Annotated in this window: 14 protein-coding genes; 7 read left to right on the top strand and 7 right to left on the bottom strand. The window is 62.1% G+C overall.

Features of this window, described 5'->3' with window-relative positions; translation table 11 throughout:
* The first annotated feature begins 26 nt into the window (after positions 1–26).
* Positions 27–794 carry a protein phosphatase 2C domain-containing protein gene (locus HY836_RS18850; protein ID WP_290679536.1) on the top strand — a complete coding sequence of 256 codons (768 nt, stop codon included), beginning with the start codon at positions 27–29 and terminating at the stop codon, positions 792–794.
* A 26-nt stretch (positions 795–820) separates the two neighbouring features.
* Here HY836_RS18850 and zapE read toward each other — a convergent pair whose 3' ends face one another.
* The 7 genes from zapE to xseA form a co-directional block, all read right to left on the bottom strand.
* Positions 821–1933: a cell division protein ZapE gene (gene zapE, locus HY836_RS18845; protein WP_290679533.1), complete on the bottom strand. Its 1113-nt coding sequence runs from the start codon at positions 1931–1933 to the stop codon at positions 821–823.
* Between the two features lie 70 nt (positions 1934–2003).
* On the bottom strand, positions 2004–3431 hold the full coding sequence (gene lpdA, locus HY836_RS18840) for a dihydrolipoyl dehydrogenase (RefSeq protein ID WP_290679528.1): 1428 nt from the start codon (positions 3429–3431) through the stop codon (positions 2004–2006).
* A 45-nt stretch (positions 3432–3476) separates the two neighbouring features.
* Positions 3477–3809, bottom strand: a complete 333-nt coding sequence (locus HY836_RS18835; protein WP_290679525.1) for a PspC domain-containing protein — start codon at positions 3807–3809, stop codon at positions 3477–3479.
* A gap of 110 nt (positions 3810–3919) precedes the next feature.
* Positions 3920–5200, bottom strand: a complete 1281-nt coding sequence (odhB, locus tag HY836_RS18830; RefSeq protein WP_290679523.1) for a 2-oxoglutarate dehydrogenase complex dihydrolipoyllysine-residue succinyltransferase — start codon at positions 5198–5200, stop codon at positions 3920–3922.
* 116 nt (positions 5201–5316) lie between these two features.
* On the bottom strand, positions 5317–8175 hold the full coding sequence (locus tag HY836_RS18825; RefSeq protein ID WP_290679598.1) for a 2-oxoglutarate dehydrogenase E1 component: 2859 nt from the start codon (positions 8173–8175) through the stop codon (positions 5317–5319).
* A gap of 320 nt (positions 8176–8495) precedes the next feature.
* Positions 8496–9077, bottom strand: a complete 582-nt coding sequence (locus tag HY836_RS18820) for a Fe-Mn family superoxide dismutase (RefSeq protein WP_290679520.1) — start codon at positions 9075–9077, stop codon at positions 8496–8498.
* 104 nt (positions 9078–9181) lie between these two features.
* The gene (xseA, locus tag HY836_RS18815; RefSeq protein WP_290679517.1) at positions 9182–10516 is read right to left on the bottom strand and encodes an exodeoxyribonuclease VII large subunit; all 1335 of its coding nucleotides are present in this window, start codon (positions 10514–10516) and stop codon (positions 9182–9184) included.
* Positions 10517–11020: 504 nt separating this feature from the next.
* Between xseA and HY836_RS18810 the strand changes: the two genes are divergently transcribed.
* From HY836_RS18810 to adk, 6 genes are all read left to right on the top strand, one after another.
* Positions 11021–11659 (top strand): MotA/TolQ/ExbB proton channel family protein, encoded by a 639-nt coding sequence (locus tag HY836_RS18810; protein WP_290679514.1) that lies wholly within the window; start codon positions 11021–11023, stop codon positions 11657–11659.
* A 24-nt stretch (positions 11660–11683) separates the two neighbouring features.
* A complete protein-coding gene (locus HY836_RS18805) occupies positions 11684–12130 on the top strand; it encodes a biopolymer transporter ExbD (protein WP_290679595.1) in 447 nt (148 codons plus the stop codon).
* A 69-nt stretch (positions 12131–12199) separates the two neighbouring features.
* Complete coding sequence (gene lpxK, locus HY836_RS18800; RefSeq protein WP_290679511.1) at positions 12200–13282, top strand: tetraacyldisaccharide 4'-kinase; 1083 nt, start codon at positions 12200–12202, stop codon at positions 13280–13282.
* 11 nt (positions 13283–13293) lie between these two features.
* The gene (locus tag HY836_RS18795) at positions 13294–13506 is read left to right on the top strand and encodes a Trm112 family protein (RefSeq protein WP_290679508.1); all 213 of its coding nucleotides are present in this window, start codon (positions 13294–13296) and stop codon (positions 13504–13506) included.
* Positions 13507–13508: 2 nt separating this feature from the next.
* The gene (kdsB, locus tag HY836_RS18790; RefSeq protein WP_290679506.1) at positions 13509–14261 is read left to right on the top strand and encodes a 3-deoxy-manno-octulosonate cytidylyltransferase; all 753 of its coding nucleotides are present in this window, start codon (positions 13509–13511) and stop codon (positions 14259–14261) included.
* Between the two features lie 180 nt (positions 14262–14441).
* On the top strand, positions 14442–15098 hold the full coding sequence (gene adk / locus HY836_RS18785) for an adenylate kinase (RefSeq protein WP_290679503.1): 657 nt from the start codon (positions 14442–14444) through the stop codon (positions 15096–15098).
* The last annotated feature ends 25 nt before the right edge of the window (positions 15099–15123 follow it).

Genomic DNA, 15123 nt, shown 5'->3' with positions numbered 1-15123 from the left:
ACTGATTAGCGATTATAGTTTTCCCCATGATCAATCCACCGTCCAGTTTTCGCCTGGTGGCTGCCACAGGCATCCATCGGGGGGATCGGCCTTACCAGCAAGACCAGGTAGAAGTCATTCCTCACCCTCGGGTGCAGGGGTGTCTGCTTGCCGTCGTGGCCGATGGCATGGGGGGTAAAAGCGGGGGCCGCAAAGCAGCCGACCAGGTCATCATGACCGCGAGGCAGGTTTTTGACCGTTACGTTCCCGCCAAGGACGACTCGGACACCATCCTGGCGCAATTGATCAATGAGGCGCACCTCATGATCAAGCTGACAGCCATTGCCTTCGAGGAAGAACCGCACTCCACGGTGGGCGCCTTCATCATCAATCCGGATCTGTCAGCCGATATCGCCCACGCTGGTGATACCCGTGTGTACCACTTCCGAGGCCCTGAACTGGCACACCGCACGCTGGATCACTCCTTTGTGCAAAGGCTGGTTGAAGAAGGCCAGATCACGGAAGAAGAAGCCAATGTGCACCCGCAGGCCAATTTGCTGACCGGCTGCCTGGGCACACAACAGGATCCGCCCATCAATACCCACCGCATTCACCAGCTGGACATCGGTGACAGCCTGCTGGTGTGTTCGGACGGGCTGTGGCATTACTTCACACCCAAGGAGTTGGGTGCCATCGTCCATACCCTGCCGCCGCGCGAAGCCGCAGAAATGTTGGTGGGCAAGGCACGTCACCGCGCCCGTGCCGGCGGCGACAACCTGTCCCTGGCGCTGGTGCGCATCGAAGCCGGCAACTGAAAGCTGGTGGCCTGAGCGGCCTGGCCTCAGGTGATGGACGTGTCCACCACGCGACGCTCTTCGCTCAGGTATTCCTTGGACTGCATCTCTGTCAGCCGCGACACGGTACGCGGGAACTCGTGCGACATCGGCCCCTCGGTATAGAGCTGATCAGGGGGCACGTCGGCCGAGATCACCAGCTTGCACTTGCGGTCATACAGCACGTCGATCAGCCAGGTAAAGCGGCGGGCCTCCGAAGCCATGCGCACCGGCATGTGCGGCACGTCGCTGAGCATCACCGTGTGAAAACGTGAGGCCAGCTCCAGATAATCGTTCTGCGAGCGCGGGCCGCCGCACAGGGTCTGGAAGTCAAACCACACCACGCCACCGGCACGGCGCTTTGCCTTGAGCACACGGTGTTCGATGTTCAGGTTCGGATCTTCATCCGCCGTTTCAGCCAGCTTGCCGAAGATCTCGTCCATTTCCCTGGACGTTCCTTCATTGAGTGGCGTGAGGTACAGATTGGCCAACTCCAGCGTGCGGCGGCGGTAGTCATTGCCGCTGTCCACATTGACCACCTCCAGCTGGCTTTTGAGCAGCTCAATGGCCGGCAGGATGCGGTCGCGATGCAGGCCATTGGGGTATAGGCCGTCAGGGTGGAAGTTCGAGGTGGTGATGATGCTCATGCGGTTGCGGAACATGGCGTCCAGCAAGCGATAGAGGATCATCGCGTCAGTCACGTCGGCCACGTGGAACTCGTCAAAGCAGATCAGGCGGTGCTTGCGCGACATGCGCTTGGCCAGCACCTCCAGCGGGTCCTGCACACCTTTGAGCTCATGCAACTGGCGGTGCACTTCACGCATGAACTCGTGGAAGTGCAAGCGCGTCTTGCGCTGCAGCGGGACCGCGTTGTAGAAGCAGTCCATGATGAAGCTCTTGCCGCGCCCCACCCCACCGTACATGTACACGCCCTTGGGCAGATCGGGGTAGCGCAACATCTTGGTCAGCGCATTGGAGCGCTGGCGCTTGTAGCCGGCCCACTCGTCCTGGCAACGCTGCAATGCCGCGATGCCCTGGAGCTGTGCGGCGTCGGCCTTGTAGCCTCGCTCAGCCAGGCTTTGCTCATACAGCTTGGTAACGGAGATCGCGGACGCTGGCATTTGACGATGTGAAAAGCGAAATAAAAAGGGGCAGCCCAGCCGCCCCTGATGTGAGTAGCTTGCGCAGAACTCAGAAGTTTAAGGTGCGCTTGTCCACCGCGAGCGCTGCTTCCTTGGTCGACTCACTCAAACTAGGGTGAGCGTGACAGATGCGCGCAATGTCTTCGGCACTGGCCTTGAAGGCCATGGCCACGCAGGCCTCGGCGATCAACTCGCTTGCAAACGGCCCGATGATGTGCACACCCAGAATTTCGTCGGTCGAGGCATCGGCCAGGAACTTGACGAAACCAGTCGTGTCACCCAAAGCACGGGCGCGACCATTGGCAATAAAGGGGAAGGAACCGGCCTTGTAGGCACGGCCCTCCGCTTTCAACGCCTGTTCGGTTTTGCCGACCCAGGCGATCTCCGGGTTGGTGTAAATCACCCAGGGAATCAGGTTGAAATCGACGTGACCATGTTGACCGGCAATGCGCTCGGCCACTGCCACACCTTCTTCTTCAGCTTTGTGAGCCAGCATGGGGCCACGCACCACATCGCCCACCGCCCAGACATTGGGCAGATTGGTCTTGCAGTCGTCGTCCACCACGATCGCGCCGCGCTCGTCGAGCTTGAGGCCCACGGCTTCGGCGTTCAGGCCATGGGTGTTGGGCACGCGGCCGATGGACACGATCAGCTTATCGACTTCCAGCTTCTGCTCTTCGCCCTTGGCGTTGGCATAGCTGACCGTCACACCTTTCTTGCCGGCCTTGACCTCACCGATCTTCACGCCGAGTTCCAGCTTGAGGCCTTGCTTGACGAACAGCTTCTGGGCCTCTTTTGCGACCTGCTCGTCGACAGCAGCCAGGAAGGTTGGCAAGGCTTCCAGCACAGTCACTTCTGCGCCCAGACGGCGCCAGACCGAGCCCATTTCCAGGCCGATCACGCCCGAGCCAATCACACCCAGCTTCTTGGGTGCTTCGGTCACGGCCAGCGCGCCTTCATTGGACAGGATCAGCTTTTCATCAAACGCTGCCCCCGGCAACTGGCGAGCGCTGGAGCCCGTGGCCACCACGATGTGTTTGGCAGACAGCGTCTCGGGCTTGTCACCGCTCACGGCCACTTCATAGGCGCCGTCAGCGGCCTTCACGAACGAACCTCGCCCGTGGAAGAAGCTCACCTTGTTCTTCTTGAACAGGTACAGGATGCCGTCGTTGTTCTGTTTGACGACCGTGTCCTTGCGGGCCACCATTTTGGACACATCCATCTTCAGGCCTTCCACGGTGATGCCGTGGTCAGCAAAGTGGTGGGCCGCCTGGTCATAGTGCTCGGACGACTGCAGCAAGGCCTTCGACGGGATACAGCCGACATTGGTACAGGTACCGCCGGGTGCGGGGCCGCCCTTGCTGTTCTTCCACTCGTCGATACAGGCCACCTTGAAGCCCAGTTGCGCAGCACGGATGGCCGCGATGTAGCCGCCAGGGCCTGCACCGATGACGATAACGTCGAATTGATTGGACATGATGGTGTCGATCCGCTTGTTGCGCCGTGTTGATCTGCCTGGACCTCAGTCGTCAGGCACAAAGATCCACAGCAGGATATAGAGCAATAAACCCGTGCCCCACAGCATGAACATGGCTGCAAAGATCAGCCGCCAGATCCACGATTCCATGTCCGTCAGGCGCGCAATGCCACCACATACGCCGCCCAGCCAGCGGTCGTCTCGTGAACGACGCAGCTGACTGACCTCCAGGCTGCCGGATGCGCCGGCCGGTAAGCCGTCGCCCGACTGGGGCAATTGATGGATAAGACGGGCCTTGGCCTGCTGGAACTCCTCAGCGCTGAGCACACCGCGTTCATGCAAGGTGGCGAGGCGTTCGAGTTCGTCAGCCAGGGACATGGTGGATGGGGTCCGGTCGTGTTGCTGTATGGGGCTTTGACAGTCCGGAGCGGGCCCTTGTGAGGCCCGCCCGGCCGCAAAAAATCAGGTCATGAACGATCAGGTGTTGATCAGATGTCGAACAGCAGGCGAGCTGGGTCTTCCAGCGCTTCCTTCATCGCCACCAGACCCAGCACGGCTTCGCGGCCGTCGATGATGCGGTGGTCGTACGACATCGCCAGATAGTTGATCGGACGGATCACGATCTGGCCGTTTTCCACCACAGGGCGATCCTTGGTGGCGTGCACGCCCAGGATGGCCGATTGAGGCGGGTTGATGATCGGGGTCGACAGCATGGAACCGAAGGTGCCGCCATTGGAGATCGAGAAGGTGCCGCCGGTCAGGTCATCCAGACCCAGCTTGCCGTCACGTGCCTTGACACCGAACTCGGCGATCTTCTTTTCGATTTCCGAGAAGGTCATTTGGTCGGCATTGCGCAGCACTGGCACCACCAGGCCACGAGGCGAGCCGACGGCCACGCCAATGTCGAAGTAGCCGTGGTAGACGATGTCGTTGCCGTCCACCGAGGCGTTCAGCACAGGGTACTTCTTGAGCGCATGCACAGCCGCTTTCACAAAGAAGCTCATGAAGCCCAGCTTGGTGCCGTGTTCCTTTTCAAACTTCTCCTGGAACTTTTTGCGCATTTCCATCAAGGGCGCCATGTTCACTTCGTTGAACGTAGTCAGGATGGCATTGGTCGCTTGCGATTGCAGCAGACGCTCGGCCACACGGGCGCGCAGACGGCTCATCGGCACGCGCTGCTCGGGGCGCTCGCCCAACGGATTGGGCACGCTCGGGGCCTGAACGGCTGGCAGCGCGCTGGAAGGCACACCCGTCGGGATGGCGGGTGCTGCAGGCGCAGAAGCGGCAGGCTTGCTGGCGCCAGCAGCGACGGCTTGCAGCACATCACCCTTGGTAACGCGACCGTCCTTACCCGAACCAGCCACTTGAGCCGTGCTCAGGCCGTTGTCAGCCAGCAGCTTGGCGGCAGCGGGCATGGCCACATCGGCCTTGCTGCCACCGGTCGCGGCGGCCGCTGCCACCGGAGCAGCAGGTGCAGCCGCAGCGGCTGGTGCCGTTGCCGCAGGGGCAGCGACAGCACCCGCAGCGGCTTCAGTATCAATGCGTGCGATCACCTGGTCGGAGACCACCGTACCGCCGTCTGCCACCACCAACTCGGCCAGCACGCCGGCGCCTGGGGCGGGCACTTCCAGCACGACCTTGTCGGTCTCGATTTCGATGAGGATCTCATCGGCCGCGACGGCGTCGCCGGGCTTTTTCTTCCACTGCAAGAGGGTGGCTTCGGCCACCGACTCGGACAACTGAGGAACCTTGACTTCAATGATTGCCATGATGTGTATCTCCATTCGGCCCTGCTCTCGCCCTCACCTGCTGCCTGTCTGTTTGGTGCGCACCGGGTGCGCCTGCAGGCTGCTCGGTTCGGGCGCCCCGCAGGGCACCTGAACCTTTACTTGGTGAGAACGAAGCCCTTGAGCTTGGCGAATGCCTGATCCAGCAAAGCTTTTTGCTGTTCCTGGTGCAGATGGGCATAACCCACTGCAGGCGAAGCCGAGGCGGGACGACCCGCATAGCCCAGCTTCTGCCCTTCGGCCATGTTCTCGTGGATGTAGTGCTGAACGAAGAACCAGGCACCCTGGTTCTGAGGCTCGTCCTGGCACCACACCAGATCCGTCAGGCCTGGGTACTTTTTGATCTCGGCCGCAAAGGCCTTGTGCGGGAAGGGATACAGCTGCTCGACACGGATGATGGCCGTGTCGGTGGCTTTCTTTTCTGCACGCTTCTTGACCAGGTCGTAATAGACCTTGCCCGAGCAGCAGATCAGGCGCTTGACCTTGCTGTTGTCGATGGTGTCGTCCACCTCGCCGATCACGGTGCGGAATTCACCGCGTGTGAACTCGGTCAGGGGCGACGTGGCATCCTTGTTACGCAGCAGCGACTTGGGGGTCATGATGACCAGCGGCTTGCGGAACATGCGCACCATCTGGCGACGCAGCACATGGAAGATCTGCGAAGCCGAAGTTGGCTGCACGATCTGCATGTTGTTGTCGGCAGCCAGCTGCATGAAGCGCTCCAGGCGGGCCGAGCTGTGCTCGGGGCCCTGGCCCTCGTAGCCGTGCGGCAGCATCAGCGTCAGGCCATTGGCGCGGCCCCACTTCACCTCACCGGAAGCGATGAACTGGTCGATCACCACCTGGGCGCCGTTGGCGAAGTCGCCGAACTGCGCTTCCCAGATCACCAGGCTGTTGGGATCGGAGCCGGCGTAGCCGTACTCGAAGCCCAGCACGGCCTCTTCAGACAGGATGGAGTCGATGACGACATACGGCGCCTGGTTGTCGGCCACGTGCTGCAGCGGGATGTAGGTGCCGATGTCCCACTTTTCGCGGTTCTGGTCGTGCAGCACCGAGTGACGGTGCGTGAACGTGCCGCGACCGCAGTCTTCACCAGACAGGCGCACGGGATAGCCCGATGCCACCAGCGAGGCGAAAGCCATGTGCTCGCCCATGCCCCAGTCGACGTTGATATCGCCACGACCCATGGCAGCGCGGTCATCAATGACCTTCTGCACCAGGGGGTGAGGCTTGAAGTCCTTGGGGATGGTGGTGATGCGCTCGGCCAGGCGGCGGAACTCGGCCAGAGGCAACGCGGTATCGGCGCTGTCTGTCCACTTCTTGCCCAGATAAGGCGTCCAGTCGACGGCGTACTTGCTCTTGTAGTTGGTCAGCACCGGATCCACCGTGTGCTTGCCCGCCTCCATGGCTGCGCGGTATTCCTTGACCATGTCGTCCGGACCGGTGGGGGGCAAGGTGCCGCCACCCACCAGACGATCACCGTACACCTTGCGGGTACCGGGATGCTGCCCGATCTTCTTGTACATCAGCGGTTGGGTCATGGCAGGCGTGTCCTGCTCGTTGTGGCCCAGTTTGCGGAAGCAGACGATGTCCACCACCACGTCCTTGCTGAATTCCTGGCGATAGTCCAGTGCCAGTTGCGTGGCCAGCACGACGGCTTCCGGGTCGTCACCGTTCACGTGCAGCACGGGCGCTTCGATCATCTTGACCACGTCCGAGCAGTACAGCGTCGAGCGGCTGTCACGCGGATCGGAGGTGGTGAACCCGATCTGGTTATTGATCACGATGTGCACCGTGCCACCCGTGTAGTAACCACGGGTCTGGGCCAGCGCCAGCGTTTCCATCACGACACCCTGGCCGGCAAAGGCGGCGTCGCCGTGCACCTGCACGGGCAGCACTTGATAGCCCTTGACGTCACCGCGGCGGTCCATACGGGCCTTGACCGACCCTTCGATCACCGGGTTGACGATTTCAAGGTGGGACGGGTTGAACGACAGGGACAGGTGGACGGGGCCGCCTGCCGTGGTCACGTCACTGGAGAAACCCTGGTGGTACTTCACGTCGCCGGAAGGCAGGTTCTCGGGGGCGGTGTGTTCAAACTCGGAGAACAGCTCGGCAGGTTGTTTACCCAGCGTGTTGACCAGCACGTTCAGACGACCACGGTGGGCCATGCCGATGACGATTTCCTGCACACCCTTTTCACCGGCGCGCTGGATCAGTTCGTCCATGGAGGCGATGAAGCTTTCACCGCCTTCGAGCGAGAAGCGCTTCTGACCGACGTACTTGGTGTGAAGGAAGCGCTCCAGGCCTTCGGCCGCCGTCAGACGCTCCAGGATGTGCTTTTTCTTCTCGGCGCTGAAGGTGGGCTTGGAGCGCATGGACTCCAGCTTTTCCTGCCACCAGCGCTTTTCACCGGGGTCGGTGATGTGCATGTACTCGGCGCCGATGCTGCCGCAGTAGGTTTCACGCAAGGCCTGCACGATTTCGCGCAAGGTCATGTGCTCGGCCTTGGTGAAATACGTGTTGGTGGCGCTGAACGTGATGTCCATGTCCGACTCGGTGAAGTCGTAGAAGGACGGTTCGAGTTCGGGGATCTTGAGGCGTTCCTGACGCTTGAGGGGATCGAGATCCGCCCAGCGGGAACCGAGGAAACGATAGGCAGCAATCAACGATTGAACGTGAACCTGCTTGCGTGCCACAGCCAGATCAGCGGAGCTGGTCTTGACCATGAAGGCATTGGCCTTGGCACGCTGGGCAAACGATTCCACCACGGGCGCATGGGCCACATCGCGGTGATCGGTGCCATCAGAGGCCGGGACGTTCTGGAGGGCGTCGAAGTAGGCTCGCCAGTTATCTGGGACGGAACCGGGGTTGTCGAGGTAGGCCTCGTACAACTCTTCAACGTATGGGGCGTTGCCCCCGAACAGGTACGAGTTCGACCTGAACTGCTGCATCATTTCGCTCACCTCGCTCCAGGGTCTGCCTGGACATTGGCTGGTTGGAAAACCTTCCGCGACACGGCTTGACCGGTTGGCGGATTGCGACCCGCCTTGCTGACTGCTTGGAAAACAAAATCCAGCAAGGGCGACGGGAAGGGCCGTAAAGAACCGATGTCAAATGTACCACCGAAGTGGTTTTTCGCTATGAATAAACACGGAAAGCACAAAAAGACCTCAGGTATTTGGCGCGGCGCAACAAAACTTGATCCAAGAAAAAACCGGGCACATGGCCCGGTTTTGTTTTTTGCACTGCAGCAAGTGCTGCATGCCATAAGCGATCAGCCGAAGTTCTTGGCTGCGAAGTCCCAGTTGACCAGGCTGTTGAGGAACACTTCCACGAACTTGGGGCGAGCGTTGCGGTAATCGATGTAGTAGGCGTGTTCCCACACGTCGATGGTCAGCAAAGGCGTGTCGCCGGTGGTCAGGGGCGTACCAGCGGGGCCGAAGTTGGCGATGTCCACCGAGCCGTCGGCCTTCTTGACCAGGAAGGTCCAGCCGGAACCGAAGTTGCCCACGGCCGACTTGGTGAAGGCTTCCTTGAAAGCGTCGTAGCTGCCGAACTTGGCGTTGATGGCGTCAGCCAGCTTGCCAGTGGGCGCACCGCCACCCTGGGGCTTCATGCAGCTCCAGAAGAAGGTGTGGTTCCAGATCTGGGCGGCATTGTTGTAGATGCCACCACTGGACTTCTTGATGATGTCTTCCAGCGACAGGGCTTCGAACTCGGTGCCGGGGATCAGGTTGTTCAGGTTGGTGACGTAAGCCTGATGGTGCTTGCCGTAGTGGTACTCGAAGGTTTCCTTCGTCAGATGAGGGGCCAGAGCGTCTTGCGCATAAGGCAAAGGAGGAAGCGTGTGTGCCATGGTGCTTGTTCCTGATGGGTGTGAAGAAAATTCGACGGGGGATTGTAGGCACGGCCGGCTTGAGCCAGCAGACCTGAGGGCTTTACCTGCGCATGCTGATGGGCTTAATCGCCATGATCTGACCCGGGTGCGGCATCCAACTCGACCTGGGTGACGTGCATGTGCAACACCCCGTCGGCCATCACGCCACGAACCTGGGCCTGTGGGCGCGCCTGGGATGCACGCGTCATCGGCGCCCCGGCCTCATCGGTCAGCCACGCGAAGCCACGCTCCAGCACCTTGTGCGGATTGAGCGCCCCCAGGCGGGCATCCCATGCCTGCAGGCTGTGCTGATGGCGCACCTGCTGCACGGACACGGCCCGCGTGAGGCGCTGCTGCAACTGCGGCAAGTGCTGCCCGGATCGGCGCACGCGGGCCTGACACGCTGCCAGCATGCGGTGTTCGAGCAGGCTCAAGGCCTGCCTGTGCTGCCCCACCACCTGCGCCGGGCGCGCCATGCGAACCGCAACCTGGTCCAGCCGCTGCGCCAGGTTGTCAAGGCGCTGATGCACGCGATGCTGAAGATGCCGCTCGGCCGCATCGAGCTGATCCAGCGAGGTTTCGCGATCTTGTGCGATCAGTTCGGCCGCAGCCGTGGGCGTCGGCGCACGCAAGTCGGCCGCAAAGTCAGCCAACGTGAAATCGGTTTCATGACCCACGCCACAGACGATGGGAATGGGGCAAGCGGCGATCGCGCGCACCACCCGCTCGTCATTGAAGGACCACAGATCCTCAAGCGAGCCGCCACCTCGGCAAACAATGACGGCATCCATCTGCTGCCCTGCACGGTGCGCCAGGATCACCTCGGTCAATGCCTGCACGATCTGCGCCGGTGCCTCCGCCCCCTGCACCGAACAGGGCGACAACACCACCTCGACGTGCAGCGAACGCCGGCGCAGGGCCGTCAGCACATCGCGAAGCGCAGCCGCGCCCAGGGAGGTGACGACCGCCACGCGACGAGGAAACCGCGGCAGCGTGCGCTTGCGATCGGCATCAAACAGCCCTTCGGCCTCCAGGCGCGCCTTCAAGCGGAGAAACTGCTCATACAAGGCACCCGCACCGGCACGCTGCAAGCCCTCGACGACAAACTGCAACTCGCCACGTGCCTCGTACACGGCCAGGTTGCCACGCGCCTCGACCAGCATCCCTTCCGCAGGCGAAAAATCGACCTGCGACAGCGCGCGCCTGAACATGGCACAGCGCAACGAGGCATTGCCATGCTCATCCTTGAGCGTGAAGTAGCCGTGGCCACTCGCCGCACGGGTAAAGCCACTGATTTCCCCCTTGACCACGCAAGACGAGAAACGCGCAGCCAGGGTGTCGCCCACTGCCTGAACCAGCGCTGCCACGCCCCACACTCGGGCCGCGCCAGACGCGCGATCTGTTGCCCAATTGCTCATGTCGTTTTCCCCGAAATGCCAGGCGTTGCGCGCCCGGCAAACACAGGCTGCCCCCCACGGTCAAATCCAAGCTGGCAAGAGGCGCCAGAGGGGGGGCCATCGAGGACAAGTCCACACCCGGGCACGCACAGGGCCACAGGCATCAAACCCCTGTCACAGCGCCTTAATATTGTTCTAAGCATATGATTTAAAAGGCTTTTCATCTGCTTAAAAATTAAGCAATCTGTCAAGTAGCGTTGATTTTCGCGGGTTTGAGCGATGTGTGACCGATTTACCCACAAAGTTATCCACAGGATCGGTGGATGATTTTGCCGCATTGCAACACGCGTGCCCGAGATCACGTTTTACCGCCTCCATGGGGAAAATCCCAGGCAGGCACGGCTGTGCACCGCCATGCGGGAAATGCGTATTTCAGCCCCATAATCATCGGCTTGTCTCGCACCTGTCAGCGCGCGCCACCCGATACGGCCGCCAGAGCAGGCAACGCCCCTCGGGAGTCTTCTGTTGCTGTCGATCCTTCAAGCCGCTGGTTGGCCCATCATTCCGCTCTTGCTGTGCTCTGTTGTTGCGCTGGCACTCGTCATTGAGCGATTCCTCAGTCTGCGAGAAGCGCGCGTAGCGCCCGGCCGACTGGTTGACGAAGTCCTCTCTGTCACACGCACCGGTGTGCCGTCTGCCGACACGATCAACAAGCTCGCCGAGAACTCCGTGCTGGGCCAGTTGCTCGCGCAAGGGCTCCGCGCTGCGGCCAACGAGCCTCGCATCACCGAATCCAATCTGCGCGGCGCTTTCGAGTCCGCTGGCCGCGATGCCGTGCACCAGATGGAGCGAAACCTCAGTGCCCTGGGCACCATCGCGAGTGCCGCCCCCTTGATGGGGCTGCTGGGCACCGTGATCGGCATGATCGAAATCTTTGGCGCCTCCGGGGCGTCGACCGGTTCGTCTGGCGCCAACCCCATGGAGCTGGCACATGGCATTTCGGTAGCGCTGTACAACACGGCGTTTGGCCTCATCGTGGCCATTCCTTCGCTGATGTTCTACCGCCACTTCCGTGCGCGCATCGATGCGTACACGGTGGCCATGGAACAGGCGGCGGAGCGCATGGTGCCGCATTTGCTGCGCCTGACTTCCGGCCGTCGTTGAGCTGCAGGGATCACGCCGATGTCGATGAACTTTCGCAAGCATCACCTGCGCGAGGAAGAGCCTGAGATCAACCTCATCCCCTTCATCGACGTGCTGCTGGTGATCCTCATCTTCCTGATGCTGACCACCACGTACTCGAAGCTCACAGAGCTGAAAGTCAACCTGCCCACGGCGAATGCGCAAGCTTCCAAGCCCCGGCCGCATGAGCTCGTGGTCGTGGTGACTGCTGATGGCCGCTACGTGGTAAACCAACGGCAACTGGAAGGCCGCAGCGTGGACGTGCTGGCCGCCGGCCTGGCTTCGGCCAATGGCAGCGCCAAGGACACCGTGGTGGTCGTGACGGCCGATGCCTCCGCCACGCACCAGAGCGTCATCAACGTGATGGATGCTGCCCGACGCGTGGGCTTGAGCCAGCTGACTTTTGCCACTCAAGGGCAGACCGACAATGCGGCTGGTGCCGCTGCGCCTTGAGGCCTTGCACCTGTCTGGCGGGTGTGGCTGTCCACCCTGCTGCCGGCTATCCAGCACGCCCCACCACGCATGAGCCAACTCGCTGCGCAACTCAATCAGGCCTGGCTCAAGAAGGGCCCGCTCGCGCTGTGCCTGTTGCCCTTGGCGCTGCTGATGTGGGTGCTGGTGTCGGTGCGGCGCGCCGCCTACCGAATAGGCTGGCTGCATGCCGAGAAGTTGCCTGTACCGGTGCTGGTGGTCGGCAACCGGGTCGTCGGCGGGGCGGGCAAGACGCCCACAACCATCGCCTTGCTCCAGCACCTGAAGACACAAGGCTGGCGACCAGGCGTACTCAGCCGAGGCTACAAGGCGCAACTGCCTGAGGGGCAGCCCCATACGCTGCTGGACGCCAGCACAGCGAACAAGCTGAGCGCTGCGCAAACGGGTGACGAGCCCATGCTCATCTGGCGTAGAACGGCCGTGCCGGTCATGGTTGGCCGCAACCGTGCTGCCGGTGGCCGCGCCCTGCTCCAGGCTCACCCTGAGGTCAACCTGCTGGTGTGCGACGATGGCCTGCAGCATTTGCAACTGCAACGGGATCTGGAAGTCATCGTGTTTGATGCCCGTGGCGCCGGCAACGGCTGGCTGCTGCCTGCCGGGCCTTTGCGCGAACCGATTCACACCCCACCGACGCCCGACCTGGCAGCCCCGCCGCTTGTGCTCTATAACGCCCCCAAGGCGAGCACAGCCCTGCCCGGCCACGCGGCAAGCCAAAGCACGGCCCCCCTGTGCGAATTGACTGACTGGTGGCTCGGCCGGCCATCGACTACAGAGCTGACACCAGGGGGCACGACACCGAATGGCACCTGGGCGGTTGCCGGCATCGCCCATCCGCAGCGATTTTTTGATGCCCTGCGCAAGCAAGGCTTCACCTGCGAAACCATCGCCCTGGACGACCACGCCGACCTCAGCCACATTCCCTGGCCTGAGCAGGCCCGAGACGTCATCGTCACCGAAAAAGATGCCGTCAAACTTGACCCTGATCGACTCTCACGCGAGCGCCCTGGCTGCCGCGTGTGGGTTGCGGCACTAGACTTCCGTCCTGAAGCGTCTTTCTGGCTGGCTCTGGATGCCGCCTTGAAGAAGCTCCCCGCTTGCCACCAACCTGGCTGAAGAAGAACACCATGGATACTCGATTGATTGAACTGCTGGTCTGCCCCGTGTGCAAAGGCCCCCTGCAACGCCTGCCACAAGGCCAGCATCTGATCTGCCACGCCGACCGCCTGGGTTTCCCCATCCGTGACGGTATCCCCGTGATGCTGGAAAACGAAGCCGTGCCATTGGACGACAACGACCTGCCGGTCGCCCCTGCCCCGAAGACAGCCACGGGAGCCTGAGCATGGGCTTCACGGTTCTGATCCCCGCTCGTCTGGCCTCTACCCGCCTGCCTGACAAACCTCTGGCCGACATCGCTGGTGTGCCCATGGTGGTGCGCGTGGCCCAACGTGCTGCACAAAGCGCCGCAGCCCAAGTGGTCGTGGCCACCGACAACGACCGCATCCAGCAAGCCTGCGAACAGCACGGCGTGCGCTGCGTGATGACACGCGCCGATCACCCCACGGGCAGCGACCGACTGGCCGAAGCCTGCACCATCCTGGGTCTTGATGGCCAGGATGCCGTGGTCAATGTGCAAGGCGACGAACCGCTGATCGATCCTGCCTTGATCAACGCCTGCGCCGCACAACTGGACCAGCGCCCGGATTGCGTGGTCAGCACCGCCGCGCACCCGATTGAAGAAGACGCGCACTTCAGCAACCCGAACGTGGTCAAAGTGGTGCTGGACGCCCAAGGGCGCGCCCTGTATTTCTCGCGCGCACCCATCCCCTGGTGGCGCGATGCACCCGCTGCCGGTCAACCCGCGGCAGGCGCCGGCCACCCGCTGCGCCACATCGGCATCTACGGCTACCGCGCGGGCTTCCTGCGCCGCTTCCCGCAACTGGCGGTCAGCCCGCTGGAGACGGTGGAGTCCCTGGAGCAACTGCGTGTGTTGTGGCATGGTGAACGCATTGCTGTGCACGTCACGCAACATGCGCCGGGGGCTGGCGTCGATACGCCCGAAGACCTGGCGCGCGTTCGCGCCCTGTTCGCCTGACGTGATCTGAGCAACGCGCGAACCACTTTGGTGTGCCTGATCAGGTATGCCAATTGCTGGCGGAACGGGCCGGCATGCGGTGATTCCCCCGCCCATCGGGGGGGTACGCATGCTATCCTCCCGCCCTTGAAGGACTGATCGCCCCAAGGCCATCAGTGAGACCGGATACCGAGGAGATACATGAGACTCATCCTGTTGGGCGCACCCGGCGCCGGTAAAGGTACGCAAGCTGCGTTCCTGTGCCAAAAGTTTGGCATCCCCCAGATCTCGACTGGCGACATGCTGCGCGCAGCCGTCAAGGCCGGCACCGAACTGGGTCTGGCCGCCAAGAAGATCATGGACGCAGGCGGCCTGGTCAGCGACGACATCATCATTGGCCTGGTCAAGGACCGCATCACGCAGTCTGACTGCGCCAACGGCTTCCTGTTTGACGGGTTCCCACGCACCATCCCCCAGGCGGAAGCCATGAAGGCGGCTGGCGTGAAGATCGACTTCGTGCTGGAAATCGACGTGCCTGACTCGTCGATCATCGAGCGCATGAGCGGTCGCCGTGTGCACGTGGCTTCGGGCCGCACCTACCACGTCGTGTTCAACCCGCCCAAGGTGGCCGGCAAGGACGACGCCACGGGTGAAGAGTTGATCCAGCGTGAAGACGACAAGGAAGAAACCGTGCGCAAGCGCCTGGACGTCTACCATTCGCAGACGCGCCCGCTCGTGGACTACTATGGCCAGTGGGCCGCAACTGGCGACGCAGTTGCACCGCAATGCCGCAAGATCAGCGGTGTGGGCTCGGTGGACGACATCACCGGCCGCGCGCTGGAAGCCCTGTCCAAGTAAGACATCCGTCGGCCTTCCGAGGCTG

Origin of the sequence: Aquabacterium sp., assembly GCF_016234775.1 — a bacterium.
Lineage (GTDB): Bacteria > Pseudomonadota > Gammaproteobacteria > Burkholderiales > Burkholderiaceae_C > Aquabacterium.
This window is presented reverse-complemented; position numbering and strand designations above follow the sequence as displayed.

Coding starts and splice junctions, on each gene's coding strand:
- HY836_RS18820 (WP_290679520.1), bottom strand. CDS start 9,077: ATGGCACACACGCTTCCTCCTTTGCCTTATGCGCAAGACGCTCTGGCC.
- HY836_RS18795 (WP_290679508.1), top strand. CDS start 13,294: ATGGATACTCGATTGATTGAACTGCTGGTCTGCCCCGTGTGCAAAGGC.
- HY836_RS18850 (WP_290679536.1), top strand. CDS start 27: ATGATCAATCCACCGTCCAGTTTTCGCCTGGTGGCTGCCACAGGCATC.
- zapE (WP_290679533.1), bottom strand. CDS start 1,933: ATGCCAGCGTCCGCGATCTCCGTTACCAAGCTGTATGAGCAAAGCCTG.
- HY836_RS18805 (WP_290679595.1), top strand. CDS start 11,684: ATGAACTTTCGCAAGCATCACCTGCGCGAGGAAGAGCCTGAGATCAAC.
- lpxK (WP_290679511.1), top strand. CDS start 12,200: ATGAGCCAACTCGCTGCGCAACTCAATCAGGCCTGGCTCAAGAAGGGC.
- HY836_RS18835 (WP_290679525.1), bottom strand. CDS start 3,809: ATGTCCCTGGCTGACGAACTCGAACGCCTCGCCACCTTGCATGAACGC.
- lpdA (WP_290679528.1), bottom strand. CDS start 3,431: ATGTCCAATCAATTCGACGTTATCGTCATCGGTGCAGGCCCTGGCGGC.
- adk (WP_290679503.1), top strand. CDS start 14,442: ATGAGACTCATCCTGTTGGGCGCACCCGGCGCCGGTAAAGGTACGCAA.
- odhB (WP_290679523.1), bottom strand. CDS start 5,200: ATGGCAATCATTGAAGTCAAGGTTCCTCAGTTGTCCGAGTCGGTGGCC.
- kdsB (WP_290679506.1), top strand. CDS start 13,509: ATGGGCTTCACGGTTCTGATCCCCGCTCGTCTGGCCTCTACCCGCCTG.
- xseA (WP_290679517.1), bottom strand. CDS start 10,516: ATGAGCAATTGGGCAACAGATCGCGCGTCTGGCGCGGCCCGAGTGTGG.
- HY836_RS18825 (WP_290679598.1), bottom strand. CDS start 8,175: ATGATGCAGCAGTTCAGGTCGAACTCGTACCTGTTCGGGGGCAACGCC.